Source organism: Azoarcus sp. Soil_N_20 (genome assembly GCF_057656155.1).
On record NZ_JBDGKX010000005.1, the window covers coordinates 194,703 to 210,460 of the forward strand.

A 15,758-nucleotide genomic window follows, 5' to 3' on the forward strand; every position below is an offset into this window, starting at 1 on the left:
CGCTCACGGCGCTTCGCACAGACAATGAACATAGAGGTGCTGCGGATCGTTCCAGCGCAACAGCGCGTTGGCCTCCGCCTGCAGCTGCCGCAACAACTGCGTCATCGGCGCGTCAGGACGGCCCTGGACGACGTCGCCCAGCCCGCTGACGGTCAACAGCTGCTGCATCAACAACTGCCCGGGGGAAAGCCCCACTGCCGGCCATACCAGGGTGTAGCGCTCGAGTGCGGCGCGCTGTGCGGCGGCCGCCACCGCGGCTTCCAGGCCGCCGACCTGGTCGACCAGGCCGAGCCCGACCGCGGCCTCGCCGGTCCACACCCTGCCACGCGCCACCCCGTCGACTTCCTCCACCGTCATGCTGCGCGCACCGGCCACCGTCTCGAGGAAGCGCCTATAACCATGCTCGATCCCGAGTTGCATCGCCTCGGCCGCAACCGGGTCCAGTGGCCGACGCGGATCGAGGACGCCGGCCAGCGGCGCGGTGGCGACGCCGTCGAAGGTGATGCCGAGCCGCTTCAGCGGCTCGGAGATCTCCGGGAAAATGGCAAAAATGCCGATCGAACCGGTCACCGTGGTCGGCGCGGCCCAGATTTCGTCGGCACCGGCGGCGATCCAGTAGCCACCGGAGGCGGCCACCGAGCTCATCGACGCGATCACCGGCTTGCCGGCCTTGCGGGTGAGCTCGAGTTCGCGGCGGATGAGTTCGGACGCCCACGCGCTCCCGCCCGGGCTGTCGATCCGCACCACCAGCGCCTTGACCGCATCGTCCTCGCGGGCCTCGCGGATCATGCGCGCGAAGGTGTCGCCACCGACCACGCCGGGTGGTTGGTCGCCATCGGCGATCGCGCCCTGCGCCACCAGCACCGCAATCTGCTCCGGCACGGTCGCGCGCGCAGCACGCGCAACGGCGAGATAGCTGCCAGCATCGATCTGGCGAAAATCCTTGCCCGACTGATCGGCACCAAAACGCTCGATCAGCTGAGCGCGCCATTGATCCGGGGTGGCGAAGGCATCGACCAGACCGGCATCGCGCGCCGCCTGCGCGGCATTGCCGCCGGTGGCCGCAAGCACATCGCGATAGCCGGTGATGTAGCCGTCGAGCGCCTGCGGAGTCAGCTTGCGGGCGGCAGCGACATCGGTGCGGAAGTGGCTCCACAAGCCGTCGAGCAGATCCCGGGTGGCTTCGCGGTCCTCGTCGGACATGTCGCTGCGGGTGAAGGGCTCGGAGAAGGATTTGTATTCACCCACCCGGAACACATGCACCTTGATCCCGAGCGCGTCGAGCGCGCCACGGAAATAGCTCGAATAGCGTGCCAAACCCCGTAGCAGCACGAAACCGTCGGGCGCGAGCTGGACCTCGTCGGCGATCGAGGCAAGGTAGTACTGACCCTGGCTGAAGTGTTCGCCGCGGGCCAGCACCGGTTTGCCGGTCGCCTTGAAGTCGGCGATCGTTGCACGCAGTTCGGCCAGCTTGGACAGGCTGGTGCTGTCGAGCTCGTCGGTTTCGATCACCAGCGCCGCAATCCGATCATCGTCGCGCGCGGCGCGCACGACTTCGATCAGATCGTGCAACACGGTCTGCCGGCCCTGATCGCCGCCGCTGCGCAGCAGGGCCAGGGGCTGGCTCAGCATGCGCTGCTCGACCAGCGAACCGGAAGGGCGCAGCACCAGCACCGCGCCATCGGGCACCTTCGGATCGGGCTGGAAGAACAGCGCCAGCACGAGCCCGATCAGCACCAGCAGGAGGAGATTGACCACCGTGCGGCGGACCAGGTCGAGCCAGCGCCACAGCGCTCGCAACACCCTACCGATAAACCTGAACATGCTACCGAGCACGGCGTCGCCTCGCTATCTGTGGTGATGAATCAACTGCTGCGCCGGAACACCAGATCCCACACGCCATGGCCGAGCCTGAGACCGCGGTTCTCGAACTTGGTCAGCGGACGATAATCGGGACGCGGCGCGAACCCGTCGGCGGTGTTCTCCAGCGTCCGTTCGGCTGCCAGCACTTCGAGCATCCAGTGAGCATAGTCCTCCCAGTCGGTGGCGCAATGCAAGTAACCGCCCGGCACCAGCTTGCGCGCCACCAGGGCGACGAAATCGGGCTGGATGATGCGCCGCTTGTGATGCCGCGCCTTGCGCCAGGGGTCGGGAAAGAACACATGCACGCCGGCGAGCGCGCCGTCCGGGATCATGTCGCGCAAGACCTCGACTGCGTCGTGCTGCATGATGCGCACGTTCGACAGGTGCTGCTCGGCGATCAGCTTGCACAGTGCGCCTACCCCCGGCCCATGCACCTCGATGCCGAGAAAGTCATGCTCGGGCCGGGATGCGGCGATCTTCGCCGTGGTCTCGCCCATGCCGAAGCCGATTTCGAGGATCTTCGGCGCGCTGCGGCCGAACACCGCATCCAGTTCCAGCGGCGCGACCCGGTAGGGCAGGCCGACCTTCGGCAGCATGTCGTCGAGGTAGCGCTGCTGCGCGCCCGACATGCGCCCCTGACGCAGCACGAAGCTGCGGATGCTGCGGCTGGAGAAGCGGTGCTCCGGGCTGTCCTGGCCGATGATCTCGACCCTGTCCTGGGTCTCGCTCATGAACCGATCAGCCCTGCGGTCGGCGAACTCGGATCGGCCGAGTAGAACTTGCGCGGCATGCGCCCGGCGCGGAAAGCCTCGCGCCCGGCCTCGACCGCTTTACGCATTGCGCTCGCCATCAGCACCGGTTGCCCGGCCAGGGCGATCGCCGTGTTCATCAGGACCCCGTCGCAGCCGAGCTCCATCGCGATCGCGGCGTCGGACGCGGTGCCGACGCCGGCATCGACGATCACCGGCACGCGCGCCTGATCGATGATCAAACGCAGGTTCCACGGGTTGAGGATGCCCATGCCGGAGCCGATCAGCGAGGCCAGCGGCATGATCGCGGCGCAGCCGATGTCCTCGAGCATCTTCGCCTGAATGGGGTCGTCCGAGCAGTACACCATCACGTCGAAACCGTCCTTGACCAGGGTCTCGGCCGCCTTCAGCGTCTCCGGCATGTTCGGGAACAGCGACTTCGGGTCGCCCAGCACCTCGAGCTTGACCAGCGCGTGGCCATCGAGGAGCTCGCGCGCCAGACGCAGGGTACGCACCGCATCGTCGGCGCTGTAACAGCCGGCGGTGTTGGGCAGGATGGTGAACTGCTCGGGCGGCAGGGCGTCGAGCAGATTGGGCTCGCCGGGGTTCTGGCCGATGTTGGTGCGACGGATCGCCACGGTGACGATCGCCGCCCCACTGGCGTCGATCGCAGCGCGGGTTTCAGCGAAATCCTTGTATTTGCCGGTACCGACCAGCAACCGGGAACCGTAGGCTTTGCCGGCAATCACCAGGGGATCGTTCATGTTGGGGCCTGTAATGGAGGATCAGGAGGACAGGGCGTTGCCACGCCGATGCGGTACGCCGGACAACACCGTGCTCAGCCGCCACCGACCGCGATCACGATCTCGAGCTGGTCGCCTTCGGCCAGCACGGCGTCGCCGTGGCGCGCGCGCGGCACGATCTCGCCGTTGCGCTCGACCGCGAGGCGCTTGCCGACCAGCCCGCGTTGTTCGAGCAGGGCGAGCACGGTAAGACCATCGTCCAGGATTTCGGGTTGACCGTTGAGGGTGATGCGGATCATTCGGGGCGAAAGCGGGGGTTGACGGGGCAAAATCTTACCATGGCCAACTGCGGCAACCGGCGCGATCGCAGGGCATGGCACCAAGGGTCGGCGGGGGCGCGTGTGGCGGGCTGTCGAGAGCGACCGCTGGAAGGGCGTCAGCGGGGAAACAGGGTGATGCATGTCTGAGGGAGCGCAGCGACCGAGTTTGCATCGCCGCCCCGATGACGCCCTTGCAGCGGGGAAGCCGAAGGCCGCGAACGTCTGCCCGCCACACGCGCCCCCGCCCACCCGCCTCAAGCGCAGGCACCTCACCGCACCCCCCGGTTTGACATTTCCCCGTACGCAGGCTAATTTTCAGCCCTAGCGCCGATTTGAACCATAGCTTGCGGGCGCTCAATAAATACGGCTAAAGCGAGGGCAACCCAGTCCGCGTTTTGCAGCCGACTGGGTTTTGTTTTTTTGCAGACAGCGACCATGATCCAACCTCAATCCGTCGGCATCGTGACCCCTCAGACGGCGCACTTCGATACGCCTCTGCCGCTGCGCAGCGGCGGCACGCTGCCGAGCTACGACCTCGTGTACGAGACCTACGGCGAACTCAACGCCGATCGCACCAATGCGGTACTGGTATGCCACGCGCTGTCCGGCTCACACCACGTCGCCGGCCGCTACGCCGACGAACCCGACAGCGCCGGCTGGTGGGACAACCTGGTCGGTCCGGGCAAGCCAGTCGACACGCGCAAGTTCTTCGTCATCGGGGTCAATAACCTCGGCGGCTGTTACGGCTCGACCGGGCCGCTGTCGATCAACCCCGCCAGCGGCAAGCCGTGGGGCGCGGATTTCCCGTTCGTCACCGTGGAAGACTGGGTCGACACCCAGGCCCGGCTGGCCGACCGGCTCGGCATCGAGCGTCTCGCGGCCGTGATCGGCGGCAGCCTCGGTGGCATGCAGGCCCTGTCATGGACGCTGCAATACCCCGAGCGTATCGGCCACGCCGCGGTGATCGCCTCGGCGCCCAAGCTCACCGCACAGAACATCGCCTTCAACGAGGTCGCCCGCCAGGCCATCCTCAGCGACCCCGAGTTTCACGGCGGCAATTACTACGAACACGGCGTGGTCCCGACCCGCGGGCTCAAGCTGGCGCGCATGATCGGCCACATCACCTATCTGTCGGACGACTCGATGGGGGAGAAATTCGGCCGTAGCCTGCGCCACGGCAAGGCGGTATACAGCTACGACGTCGAGTTCGAGATCGAGTCCTACCTGCGCTACCAAGGCGACAAGTTTGCCGGCTACTTCGACGCCAACACCTATCTGCTCACCACCAAGGCACTCGACTACTACGATCCGGCCTTCGCCCATGGCGGCAAGCTCACCACCGCACTGGCCGGCGCCAGTGCAGATTTCCTGGTGGTGTCGTTCACCACCGACTGGCGCTTCTCGCCGGCGCGCTCGCGCGAGATCGTCTACGCCTTGCTGCACAACCAGCGCAATGTAAGCTACGCGGAGATCGACTGCGCGGCCGGTCACGACTCCTTCCTGCTCGACGAACCCCAGTACCATGCAGTGCTCACCGCATGGTTCGACCGCATCAAGGTGTAAGCATGGCTGCCTATCGATACGACTACGAGGTCATTACCCAGTGGATCGACGCGGGCGAGAAGGTGCTCGATCTCGGCTGCGGCGACGGCAGCCTGCTCAAGCACCTGATCGAGGTGCGCCAGGTGCAGGGCTACGGCGTGGAGAACGACCCCGACAAGCTGCTCGCCTGCGTCAGGAACGGCGTGAACGTGCTCCAGGCCAACATGGACGAAGGGTTGGCCGATTTCGAGGACGCCTTCTTCGATCACGTGATCATGAGCCTGTCGCTGCAGGCCATGCACAACACTCAGGGCATCCTCGCGGAAATGCTGCGGGTCGGTCGCGAGGCGGTGGTGAGCTTTCCCAACTTCGGCTACTGGCGCCACCGTCAGAGCATCCTCAACGGCCGTATGCCGGTGTCGGAGAGCCTGCCGCATCAGTGGTTCAACACCCCCAACGTACGCTTCTTCACCATTGCCGACTTCGACGCGCTGTGCGAGATGAACGGCATTGCGGTGCGTGAGCGCATCGCCTTCGACGAGGGCAAGGTGGTCAAGGAAGAAGCCAATTTCCTGGCCAGTGTGGCGGTGTATCGACTGGGCCGCGACTGACACGCACGGCGCGCAACCCGACCGTTGCCGGCCCGTCGCGCGCTGGTAAGCAGTGCGGGATCAGCCCACCACGAAGTTGGCGACATCCACCTTCATGACCGGCCGCGCCAGGGTCACCGCCGTCACTGCGGCAAACTTCCGCGCCCAATCGCCGGCCTGTTCGAAACGGCTTTCGCCACCGTATTTGGCCACGTTCAGGATCATGTCCAGCACCAGCACCTTACCCATCGGGTTCGACGGGGTGCATTCCAGCGCCTCGAACTCCTTCGACAGCCAGGCGCGGGCCTGATCCTTCGCCAGTCCGGCCACGTCCGCATCGTTGACGTTCAGTTCGTACTCCCGGTTCTCACCGAAAGACACGATCACGGTTTGAGTCATGGCAGGTCTCCTACTCAGGTCTGGATTCAGTACGAGCCGGCATTGTTCGCGTACTCGGACATTAGCGCAAGGAACGTATCGAATTGTGTAAACCCGCGCAATTTCAGTGCCTTCTCGCTGCAGTGCAAGCTTGTTTGCGGGGGATGCGGCTGTCAGAATCCGGACTCCTGCAGTCGCCTGCCTGCCGCGGGACGGGAACCAGTCCCGTTTCCGGTCCTACTCGAAGGAACGGGTTTCCAAACACCGGCACATGTCAGCCACTTCCTCCACAGCGCCCGTCGATCGCCAATGGCCTGCCATGCTCGCCGCCATCGTCTTGGCCATCGGGATCACGTTCGCCGCCTACGCCGGTAGCCTCGCCGCCGGCCTTGCCTGCGCCGCGCTGCTGATGCTCGCCACGGCCGTGATGCTGCGGACCGGCCGCAGGCAGCAGGCGGCCGCGGCGGCCCGATACGCCGAACTCGAACTGGCCATGTCGATGGCCCACATCGGACGCTGGGAACGCCGGCTCGACTCCGGCCAGCTGTGGTGGTCGCAACAGACCCGCGCCCTGGTCGGCATCCCCGACGACGAGCCGGCGAGCTACGACGGCTTCATGCGCCGCGTTCATCCGGACGATCGCGAGCACCTTGCCCGCGCCCTGAAAGCGGCCTACGCATCCGGCCGCGAGTGCGAGTTTGCCTACCGGGTGATCCATGCCGACGGCCAGATCCGTTACTTCAACAATCACCTGCGAATCGACTGCGACGACCGCGGGCAGGCGTATCGTGCCATCGGTACGGTGCAGGACATCACCGCGCAGCAGACCATCGCCCTCGAACTCCACCGGCAGGCCGCCTACCTGACCGCCATCGTCAACCATCTGCCCCAGGGAATCAGCGTTTTCGACGAAAATCTGCGGCTGAAGTACTGGAACGACCTGTTTACCGAGATCCTCGAACTACCGCCCGAGATCGTCGTGAAGGACGTCAGCTTCGACGACCTGATCATGGTCCCGGCATTGCGCGGCGACTACGGGCCGGGTGATCCTGCCGAACACGTAAGCCGGCGGCGCGCCCTGGCCCAGCAGTTCAGGCCACACAGCTTCGAGCGCAGCAAGCCGAGTGGCCGCTCGCACCTGGTGACCGGCGAACCGCTCTGCCTGGACGGCAAGGTGGCGGGCTTCATCACCACCTATACCGACATCACCGAGCGCAAGGCGATCGAGCAGGAACTCGCACGCAAAAACGAAACGCTGCAGACCATCATCGACAACATTCCGAGTGCGGTGTCGCTGGTGGACGGCGACATGCAGGTGGTGGCCTGCAACGATCGTCTGCGCCATCTGCTCGATTTCCCGCAATCCCTGTTTGCCGACGGCCCGCCCAGCCTGGAAGCGCTGCTGCGTTTCAATGCACGGCGGGGCGAATATGGCAGCGGCGATCCGGACACCATCGTCGCCGGACTGCTCGACCGTGCGCGCCGTGCCGAAGCCCATCATTTCGAGCGCACCCGCCCCGACGGGACCGTCCTCGATATCCAGGGTCAGCCGGTTCCCGGCGGTGGCTTCGTCACCATCTACACCGACATCACCGCGCGCCAACGCACCGACAAACAGCTGCAGCTGGCCGACAAGGTGTTCGAACACAGCCCCGAAGCGATCGTGATCACCGACGGCGAACTCCGGATCCTGTCGGTGAATCCCGCACATGCGGCCATCTCGGGCTTTGCCGGCAAGGCCGTGATCGGCCGCCGGTTCACGCCCGAGGAGAATGACAGCGACCGGACCGCAAGCGTCATCTCGTGGCCGTCGATCGATGCGGCCGGCTTCTGGGCCGGCGAGACCACCGGCATTCGCGTCAACGGCGAACCCTATCCGCGCTGGCTGACCATCAGCGTGGTGCGCGAAAGCGCATCGTCAGCCCCCACCCACTACATTGTCATCTTCTCCGACATCACCGAGCGCAAGCGCGCCGAGGCGGCGATCCAGCACCTCGCCCATCACGATACCCTGACCGGGCTCGACAACCGCTTCTCGCTCGGCGTCCGCCTGCAGCAGACGATCGCCACCACGCGCCGGGCGCAGCAACGGGCCGGGGTGCTGTTCCTCGACCTCGATCGCTTCAAGACCATCAACGACTCGCTCGGCCATCATGTCGGCGACGCGCTGCTGGTACAGGTGGCAGACCGGCTGCGCGAAGCGGTGCGCGAGACCGACATCGTCGCCCGTCTCGGCGGCGACGAGTTCGTGGTCGTGCTCCAGGGCCTGCACGACGCCAACGATGCCGCCCATGCCGCGGCCAAGATGCTTGCCCGGCTGTCGGCGCCCTACGCGATCGGCGACGCCACGCTGCATACCACGCCCTCGATCGGCATCAGCCTGTTCCCTGATGACGGCGACAATCCCTCCACCCTGATGCGCAATGCCGACACCGCGATGTATCACGCCAAGGCGCTCGGTCGGGCCAACTTCCAGTTCTATGCCGAAGAGCTCAACCGCATGGCGCTCGAACGTATCGAACTCGAACGCAAGTTGCGCCAGGCGGTGGACGACAAGCAATTCGAACTCTGGTATCAGCCCCAGTACTCGGCATCCAGCGGCGCGCTCACTGGCGTCGAGGCCCTGCTGCGCTGGCGCCATCCGAGCGATGGCCTGATCGCGCCGGTGCGCTTCATTCCGCTGGCCGAGGAAACCGGCCTGATCGGCGATATCGGCGACTGGGTGCTGGAGACCGCGTGCCACCAGGCACGGCAGTGGCAGCTGGCCGGACTGCCGGCGCTGCGCATGTCGGTGAACCTGTCGGCGATGCAGCTGCGCACCGGCCACCTTGCCCGCCGTGTCGCGGAGGTGCTCGCGACCAGTGGCCTGCGCCCCGCGCTGCTCGAACTCGAAATCACCGAAAGCTCGATCATGGAGAAGCCGCAGGAGGCGGCGGAACTGCTCGGTCAGCTCAAGGCGCTCGGGATCGGGATCGCGATCGACGATTTCGGGACCGGCTATTCGTCGCTGTCCTATCTGAAGCTATTCCCGATCGATCACCTGAAGATCGACCGCTCCTTTGTGTCGGATATCGAGACCGATGCCAACGACGCCGCCATTGTCGCCGCCGCAGTGTCGCTGGCCCACAACCTGGGTCTGTCGGTGATCGCCGAGGGGGTCGAGAGCGCGGTCCAGGTCGCGCGTCTGCGCGAACTGGGCTGCGACGAGCTGCAGGGTTACCACTTCAGCAAGCCGCTCCCGGCGCGTGAAGCCGAGGCTCTGATCCGCGCGGCGAGCCATTCCATGAATACGTAACCGGGACGGGGCGATCGCCTCCGCCTCGTCAAACGACCCGCCCCAGCTACGGGCGATCTGGGATAATCGGCGCTCCTGTCTGCCCGAAGCCGCCCGTGTCCCTGTCCCGTCCCGCCTGGCTCACCACCCTGCTCAACCGCCGGATGCTGATCTGCATCTTCACCGGCTTCGCCTCGGGGCTGCCGCTCTACCTGCTGCTCAACCTGGTGCCGGCGTGGCTGAAGACCGAAGGACTGTCGCTGAAGGCGATCGGCGCCTTCGCCCTGATCCAGTTCCCCTACACCTGGAAGTTCCTGTGGGCACCGCTGCTCGACCGCTACGGCATTCTGCCCTGGCTCGGGCGCCGGCGCAGCTGGATGTTCGTGTCCCAGGTCGGCCTGATCGGCTCCATCGCCTGGCTCGGTCAGCTATCGCCGGTCGATCATCTGGCGATGGTGGTCGGCCTCACCGCCACCCTCGCGTTTCTGTCGGCCACCCAGGACATCGCGCTGGACGCGTTTCGCCGCGAGATCCTGCCCGATAGCGAGCTGGGTCTGGGCAATGCGATCCACGTGAACGCCTACCGCATCGCCGGCCTGGTCCCGGGTTCGCTGTCGCTGATCCTGGCCGACCACCTGCCCTGGAGCCAGGTGTTCGTGATCACCGCCGCGTTCATGCTGCCCGGACTGGCGATGACGCTGACGGTGAAGGAGCCGTTCGCCGCGGCCGGCTCGCCGCGCACCTTGCGCGACGCGGTGATCGAGCCGTTCCGCGAATTTTTCGGTCGCCACGGGGTGCAGTCGGCGCTGCTGGTGCTGGCGTTCCTGTTCTTCTACAAGCTCGGCGATTCGCTGTGCACCGCGCTGGCCACGCCCTTCTATCTCGACATGGGTTACAGCAAGACTGAAATCGGGGTGATCGCCAAGAACGCGGGGCTGTGGCCGATGGTGATCGGCGGCATCGTCGGCGGCATCTGGATGGTCAGGATCGGCATCAACCGGGCGCTGTGGATATTTGGCGTGGTGCAGTTCGTCACCATCCTCGGCTTCGTGTGGATGGCGTGGCTCGGCCCGGGGGAATCGAACGCAGCCCGGTTGGCGGTGCTGGCCACGGTGATCGCCGGTGAGGCGGTCGGCGCCGGGCTGGGTACCACTGCCTTCGTCGCCTTCATGGCGCGTACCACCAACCCGGCCTACACCGCCACCCAGCTCGCCCTGTTCACCAGCCTGATGGCCGTGCCGCGCACCTTCGTCAATGCCACCGCGGGCTGGCTGGTCGAGGCTCTGGGGTGGACCAACTTCTTCTGGATGTGTTTCTTCCTGGCTGTTCCGGGCATGCTGCTGCTGTTGAAGGTGGCACCCTGGCACGAGCGCAATCGACCCCTACAAGCTGCCGCACAACCTGTCCGATGACCGCCTCCGCCCTGATTGCCGCCGCCCGCGAACTCGCGGCCCGCGTTGACCGCATGCAGTTCGCACCACCGGTCACCCACGTGTACAACCCCCTGGTCTACGCCCGCGAGATCCACGAACACTATTTGCAACGCTACGGCGAGGGCCGCAAGCGGATCGTGTTCGTCGGCATGAACCCGGGGCCCTTCGGCATGGCCCAGATCGGGGTGCCCTTCGGCGAAATCAACACCGCGCGCGACTGGCTCGGCCTCGAGGGTCCGGTGGGCCAGCCGCCGATGCCCAATCCCAGGCGGCCGGTGGAAGGCTTTGCGTGCACCCGCTCGGAAGTCAGCGGCCAACGTCTGTGGGGACTGTTCCGGGACCGCTTCGGCGAGCCCACGGCCTTCTTCGCCGAGCATTTCGTCGCCAATTACTGCCCGCTTGCCTTCTTCGAGGACGGCCGCAACCTGACTCCGGACAAGCTGCCCGCCGCCGAACAACGCCCTCTGCTGGATGCCTGCGATGCGCACCTGCAAACCCTGGTCGAGGTATTGCAACCGGAATGGGTGATCGGGATCGGCAACTGGGCTGAAAAGCGTGCGGCGGACGCGCTCGGGCAGTCCGGGGTAAAATTCGGTCGCATCCTGCACCCCAGCCCGGCCAGTCCGGCAGCAAACCGGGGCTGGGCCGCGGCCGCAGGCAAACAGCTGGGGGACCTGGGAGTATGGTGATGGTGCCCAGCGCGGCACCGGACTCCACCCCCGTGTGCAGAATCGACGATACGGGGCTGGCTGCATCGTCGCTCGCGAACACATCCCGGTTTTGGGGCTGACAGCCCCCCCGCAAGTAATTCATAATTACCGACATTATCATCGGACCACCCGAGGCAGGATTATCGAATGAGTCACGATCTGGACGACCTCTTCAGCAACAACCAGGCATGGGCGGAGCGCATGCGCAACGAAGACCCCGAGTTCTTCGCGCGTCTGGTTAGTCAGCAGTCCCCCGAGTACTTGTGGATCGGCTGCTCGGACAGCCGCGTACCGGCCAACCAGATCATCGGCCTGGCGCCGGGTGAGGTCTTTGTCCATCGCAACATCGCCAACGTCGTCGTCCATACCGACCTCAACGCCCTGTCGGTCATCCACTATGCGGTGGAGATGCTGCGCGTGAAGCACATCCTCGTCGTCGGCCACTACGGCTGCGGCGGGGTCAAGGCCGCGCTCAACGACAACCGCACCGGGCTCACCGACAACTGGCTGCGCCATGTGCAGGACGTCCGCGATCGCCATGAAGACAAACTCGCCCGGATCGACGATCCGGCCGTCCGCCTCGACCGCATGTGCGAACTCAACGCCATCCACCAGGTGGTCAACGTGTGCCAGACGTCGATCCTGCGCGAAGCGTGGCAGCGTGGCCAGGGCGTGACCGTGCACGGCTGGTGCTATAGCCTGAATGATGGTCTGGTGCGCAATCTGGGGGTCAGTGCCAACAGCCGCGAACAGGCGATGGAGCAGTACCGCGACGCAGTCGACCGGCTGACCTGAGCGGATCCGACTGCCCATGGTCCGGATCGGGATCGACCTCGGTGGCACCAAGATCGAGATTGTCGCGCTCGCGCCCGATGGCCGTGAGCTGCTGCGCCGTCGGGTGCCGACCCCTCCCGGTGACTATCGCGCCACCCTCGACGTCGTGGCGGAGCTGGTCGCCTTTGCCGAAGCGCAGACCGGCGGGCGGGCCAGCGTCGGGATCGGCGCCCCCGGCTCGCTGTCACGGCTGACCGGCTGCATCCGCAACGCGAACTCCACCTGTCTCAACGGCAAACCGCTGCGTCGCGACCTCGAAGCGCTGCTCGGACGCGAGATCCGGCTGGCCAACGACGCCAACTGCCTTGCCATGTCGGAGGCGGCGGACGGGGCCGGAGCCGGCGCCGAGACGGTTTTCGCGGTCATCCTCGGCACCGGTGTGGGCGGCGGGGTGGTGGTCGGCGGCCACCTGCTCACCGGCGCCAATGCCATTGCCGGCGAATGGGGGCATTCGCCTCTGCCGTTGGCGGACGCCGACGATCAGCCACCGCCGGCTTGTTACTGCGGCCGCCACGGCTGCATCGAAACCTGGCTTTCCGGTCCGGGCATGGCGGCGGATCACGCGCGCCGTCACGGTGGCCGGCTGGATGCGACCCGGATCGCCGCTGCGGCCGCAGCCGGCGACCCTGCCTGCGAGGCCACGCTGCAACGCTACGAGGCCCGGCTGGCGCGCGCCCTGGGGCCGGTGATCAACCTGCTCGACCCTGACGTGATCGTGCTCGGCGGCGGCCTGTCGAAGCTCGATCGCCTGTACACCAATGTGCCCGCACGCTGGCGCGAGCACATCTTCTCCGACGAGGTGGTCACCCGGCTGCGCCCGGCACGGCATGGCGACTCTTCGGGTGTGCGCGGTGCCGCGTGGTTGTGGCCGGCTGGTGGCAGGGCAAAGTAGGCGACGCTCACACCTCCAGCGGATCCACATCGAGCTGCCAGCGCAGATCCCTTGACGTGCGCTGACCATGGAGCATATGCATCCAGCCCGCCAGGAAACCCTGCAGCTCGCCGCGGCCGTCCGCCTCGACCAGCAATTGTGCCCGTTCGCGCCGCGCGAGCCGGGTCATCCGCATCGGCACCGGGTCGAACAGACGCAGCGAAGCCGACGCACTCGACTCGGCAAGACGACGGGCGTGCTGCAGGAACTCGACGGCGTCCTTCAGCGCGGGCGCATCCGCCCGCAGCATGGCCTGATGAGTGAAGGGTGGAAATCCGGCGGTGCGGCGCTCGTCCAGCGCCATGCGGGCAAAGGCATCGAAATCGTGCCGGCCGAGGTGCTGGTACAAGGGATGGGCGGGGTATTCGGTCTGGATCAGCACCTCGCCTGGCAGGGTGCCGCGACCGGCGCGGCCGCCGACCTGCATCAATTGCTGGAACAAGCGCTCGGGGGCGCGAAAGTCGGCGGCATGGAGCGACGAATCGGCGCCGATGACCCCCACCAGGGTGAGCTTGGGAAAATCGTGCCCCTTGGCCATCATCTGGGTGCCGACCAGGATGTCCGCCTCGCCCGCGGCAATGCTGTCGAGCAGGCGTTCCCATTGCGCGCGGGTGCGCGCCGCGTCGCGATCCACCCGCAGCACACGGGCAGCGGGAAAGAGCTCCACCAGCCGCGCCTCCACGCGCTGGGTACCGCGGCCAAAAGGCTGGATGTCCTGATTGCCGCAACTCGGGCAGGCGTGGGGAATCGGGCCATCGCAGCCGCAATGATGGCAGCGCAGGCGGCGGTCGGCGAGGTGGACCACCAGATTGGCCGAGCAGTGCGGGCAATGGCTCACCCAGCCGCACGCCGGGCATGACAGCACCGGCGCGTAGCCGCGCCGGTTGAGAAACACCAGACTCTGCTCGCCGCGCTCCAGGCGCTCGGCGATGGCCGCCTGCAGGGCCGGACTGAGGCCTTCGTCGAGCTTCATCCGTCGCGTGTCCACCCCGCGCACCCGGGGCAGGGTGGTGGCCACCGCACGGTGGGTCAGACGCAGCAGTCCGTAGCGCTCGTTGCGCGCATGTTGCCAGCTCTCCAACGACGGCGTCGCCGAGCCCAGCACCACGGGCAGGCCGCGCTGGCGGGCGCGCCATATCGCGACGTCGCGCGCCGAGTAGCGCACCCCTTCCTGCTGCTTGTAGGACGCGTCGTGCTCCTCGTCGACAAGGATGATGCCCAGACGCGGCAACGGCGCAAACACCGACAGCCTGGTACCGAGCACGATGTCGGCATGGCCACTCAGGGCCTGGACGAAACCCCGCGAGCGCGCACCTTCGGCCAGCCCCGAATGCAGGCTCACCACATTGGCCGCCGGAAAGCGCTGCGCAACCCGGTTCTCGAGCTGGGGGGTGAGCGCGATCTCGGGCACCAGCATCAACACCTGTTGCCCCGCGGCCAGCGCCTGTTCGGCCAGACGCAGATAGACCTCGGTCTTGCCGCTGCCGGTGACACCGTGCAGCAGCCACGGCCTGAACCCGGCACCGGCCGCGGTAACCGCCGCGATGACGCCGGCCTGTTCGTCGGTCAAGGCCGGGCGGTTGGCGGCTAGATGGCGATCGGCGCTGGCGGCAGCGGGCGCCAGCCAGCCCCGCCGGAGCGCATCGCCCACCGCACTGCCGGCTTCGAGCGCCCGCGCCACGCTGCGCCGCACCGGCCCGCCCAGCGTCGCCATTTCGCGCACCAAGGCCAAGGGCCGGCTGTCACGGCGCGCCTGCGCCACCGCAGCCGCGCCCGCGGCAGAAACCGCCAGCAGCGGGTCGATCTCGTCGGCACTGACCCCGTCCGCACGGCGCAGGCCGGGCGGCAGCGCAAGGGCGACGACTTCGCCCAGCGGCGCATGGTAGTAGCGCGCGACAAAGGCGACCAGTTCGAGCCAGTCGGCCGGTAGCGGGGGAACTTCGCGCTGGATATGGCTGACCGGCTTCAGGCGATGGTGGTCAATGCCGGGCTCGGTGGGCAGCGCAAGGATCAATCCGCTCTTTTCCCCCCGGCCGAAGGGCACCCGAACACACCGCCCCACATCCGACTCATCGGCATCTTCCGCCAGATAATCAAAGAGTTGTGGTATCGGGAGGGGGAGGGCGATGCGAACGATCGGCATTTCAAAACCTGGAATATCTTTAAAGTTTCGTTATTTCATGCACTTGCAGCCAAGTCTTGATGCCAGAACATAAAAAAGAAGGCTAAGCACTTGCTTAAAAAGCCTCCTGCGGCTTGTCCACAAAATCTGTGGATAACTTTGTGGGAAAGCTGGGTGAATCGGCCTGGAAGCTGCGGAAATCAAGCACTTCTGTCACTTTGCCTTAACATGCAGCAAAGTTTTTTTCATTTTAAATCAGTAGCTTGAAA

The 15,758-nt window shown here is 66.3% G+C and carries 13 protein-coding genes; 7 read left to right on the plus strand and 6 right to left on the minus strand.

Translation table 11 applies throughout. The annotated features are described in order from the left end of the window. Positions 1 to 3: 3 nt before the first annotated feature. The 4 genes from sppA to thiS form a co-directional block, all read right to left on the minus strand. Positions 4 to 1,824 carry a signal peptide peptidase SppA gene (gene sppA, locus AC3A35_RS12265; protein ID WP_487436384.1) on the minus strand — a complete coding sequence of 607 codons (1,821 nt, stop codon included), beginning with the start codon at positions 1,822 to 1,824 and terminating at the stop codon, positions 4 to 6. A gap of 41 nt (positions 1,825 to 1,865) precedes the next feature. Beyond that, positions 1,866 to 2,594, minus strand: a complete 729-nt coding sequence (trmB, locus tag AC3A35_RS12270; protein WP_487436385.1) for a tRNA (guanosine(46)-N7)-methyltransferase TrmB — start codon at positions 2,592 to 2,594, stop codon at positions 1,866 to 1,868. Beyond that, entirely contained in the window at positions 2,591 to 3,376 is a 786-nt protein-coding gene (locus AC3A35_RS12275; RefSeq protein WP_487436386.1) for a thiazole synthase, read from the minus strand. Before AC3A35_RS12275 ends, trmB begins: the two co-directional genes overlap by 4 nt. Before the next feature lie 74 nt (positions 3,377 to 3,450). Next, positions 3,451 to 3,654, minus strand: a complete 204-nt coding sequence (thiS, locus tag AC3A35_RS12280) for a sulfur carrier protein ThiS (protein WP_487436387.1) — start codon at positions 3,652 to 3,654, stop codon at positions 3,451 to 3,453. A gap of 456 nt (positions 3,655 to 4,110) precedes the next feature. Between thiS and metX the strand changes: the two genes are divergently transcribed. Both metX and metW read left to right on the plus strand, forming a co-directional pair. Then, positions 4,111 to 5,238: a homoserine O-succinyltransferase MetX gene (gene metX, locus AC3A35_RS12285; protein ID WP_487436388.1), complete on the plus strand. Its 1,128-nt coding sequence runs from the start codon at positions 4,111 to 4,113 to the stop codon at positions 5,236 to 5,238. A gap of 2 nt (positions 5,239 to 5,240) precedes the next feature. After that, positions 5,241 to 5,828, plus strand: a complete 588-nt coding sequence (gene metW / locus AC3A35_RS12290; RefSeq protein ID WP_487436389.1) for a methionine biosynthesis protein MetW — start codon at positions 5,241 to 5,243, stop codon at positions 5,826 to 5,828. A gap of 60 nt (positions 5,829 to 5,888) precedes the next feature. Here metW and AC3A35_RS12295 read toward each other — a convergent pair whose 3' ends face one another. Continuing rightward, positions 5,889 to 6,206 (minus strand): hypothetical protein, encoded by a 318-nt coding sequence (locus tag AC3A35_RS12295; protein ID WP_487436390.1) that lies wholly within the window; start codon positions 6,204 to 6,206, stop codon positions 5,889 to 5,891. A gap of 298 nt (positions 6,207 to 6,504) precedes the next feature. Here AC3A35_RS12295 and AC3A35_RS12300 point away from each other — a divergent pair, with 298 nt between their 5' ends. From AC3A35_RS12300 to AC3A35_RS12320, 5 genes are all read left to right on the plus strand, one after another. Then, positions 6,505 to 9,480, plus strand: a complete 2,976-nt coding sequence (locus AC3A35_RS12300; RefSeq protein WP_487436391.1) for an EAL domain-containing protein — start codon at positions 6,505 to 6,507, stop codon at positions 9,478 to 9,480. A gap of 95 nt (positions 9,481 to 9,575) precedes the next feature. Further along, a complete protein-coding gene (locus tag AC3A35_RS12305; protein WP_487436392.1) occupies positions 9,576 to 10,871 on the plus strand; it encodes an AmpG family muropeptide MFS transporter in 1,296 nt (431 codons plus the stop codon). Continuing rightward, positions 10,868 to 11,581 (plus strand): uracil-DNA glycosylase family protein, encoded by a 714-nt coding sequence (locus AC3A35_RS12310; protein WP_487436393.1) that lies wholly within the window; start codon positions 10,868 to 10,870, stop codon positions 11,579 to 11,581. Before AC3A35_RS12305 ends, AC3A35_RS12310 begins: the two co-directional genes overlap by 4 nt. Positions 11,582 to 11,749: 168 nt before the next feature. Then, entirely contained in the window at positions 11,750 to 12,397 is a 648-nt protein-coding gene (gene can, locus AC3A35_RS12315) for a carbonate dehydratase (RefSeq protein WP_487436394.1), read from the plus strand. A 16-nt stretch (positions 12,398 to 12,413) separates the two neighbouring features. Next, positions 12,414 to 13,328 carry an ROK family protein gene (locus tag AC3A35_RS12320; RefSeq protein WP_487436395.1) on the plus strand — a complete coding sequence of 305 codons (915 nt, stop codon included), beginning with the start codon at positions 12,414 to 12,416 and terminating at the stop codon, positions 13,326 to 13,328. Positions 13,329 to 13,335: 7 nt separating this feature from the next. On the opposite strand, the gene AC3A35_RS12325 is transcribed toward AC3A35_RS12320, so the two are convergent. Further along, positions 13,336 to 15,510, minus strand: a complete 2,175-nt coding sequence (locus tag AC3A35_RS12325) for a primosomal protein N' (protein WP_487436396.1) — start codon at positions 15,508 to 15,510, stop codon at positions 13,336 to 13,338. Positions 15,511 to 15,758: the final 248 nt, after the last annotated feature.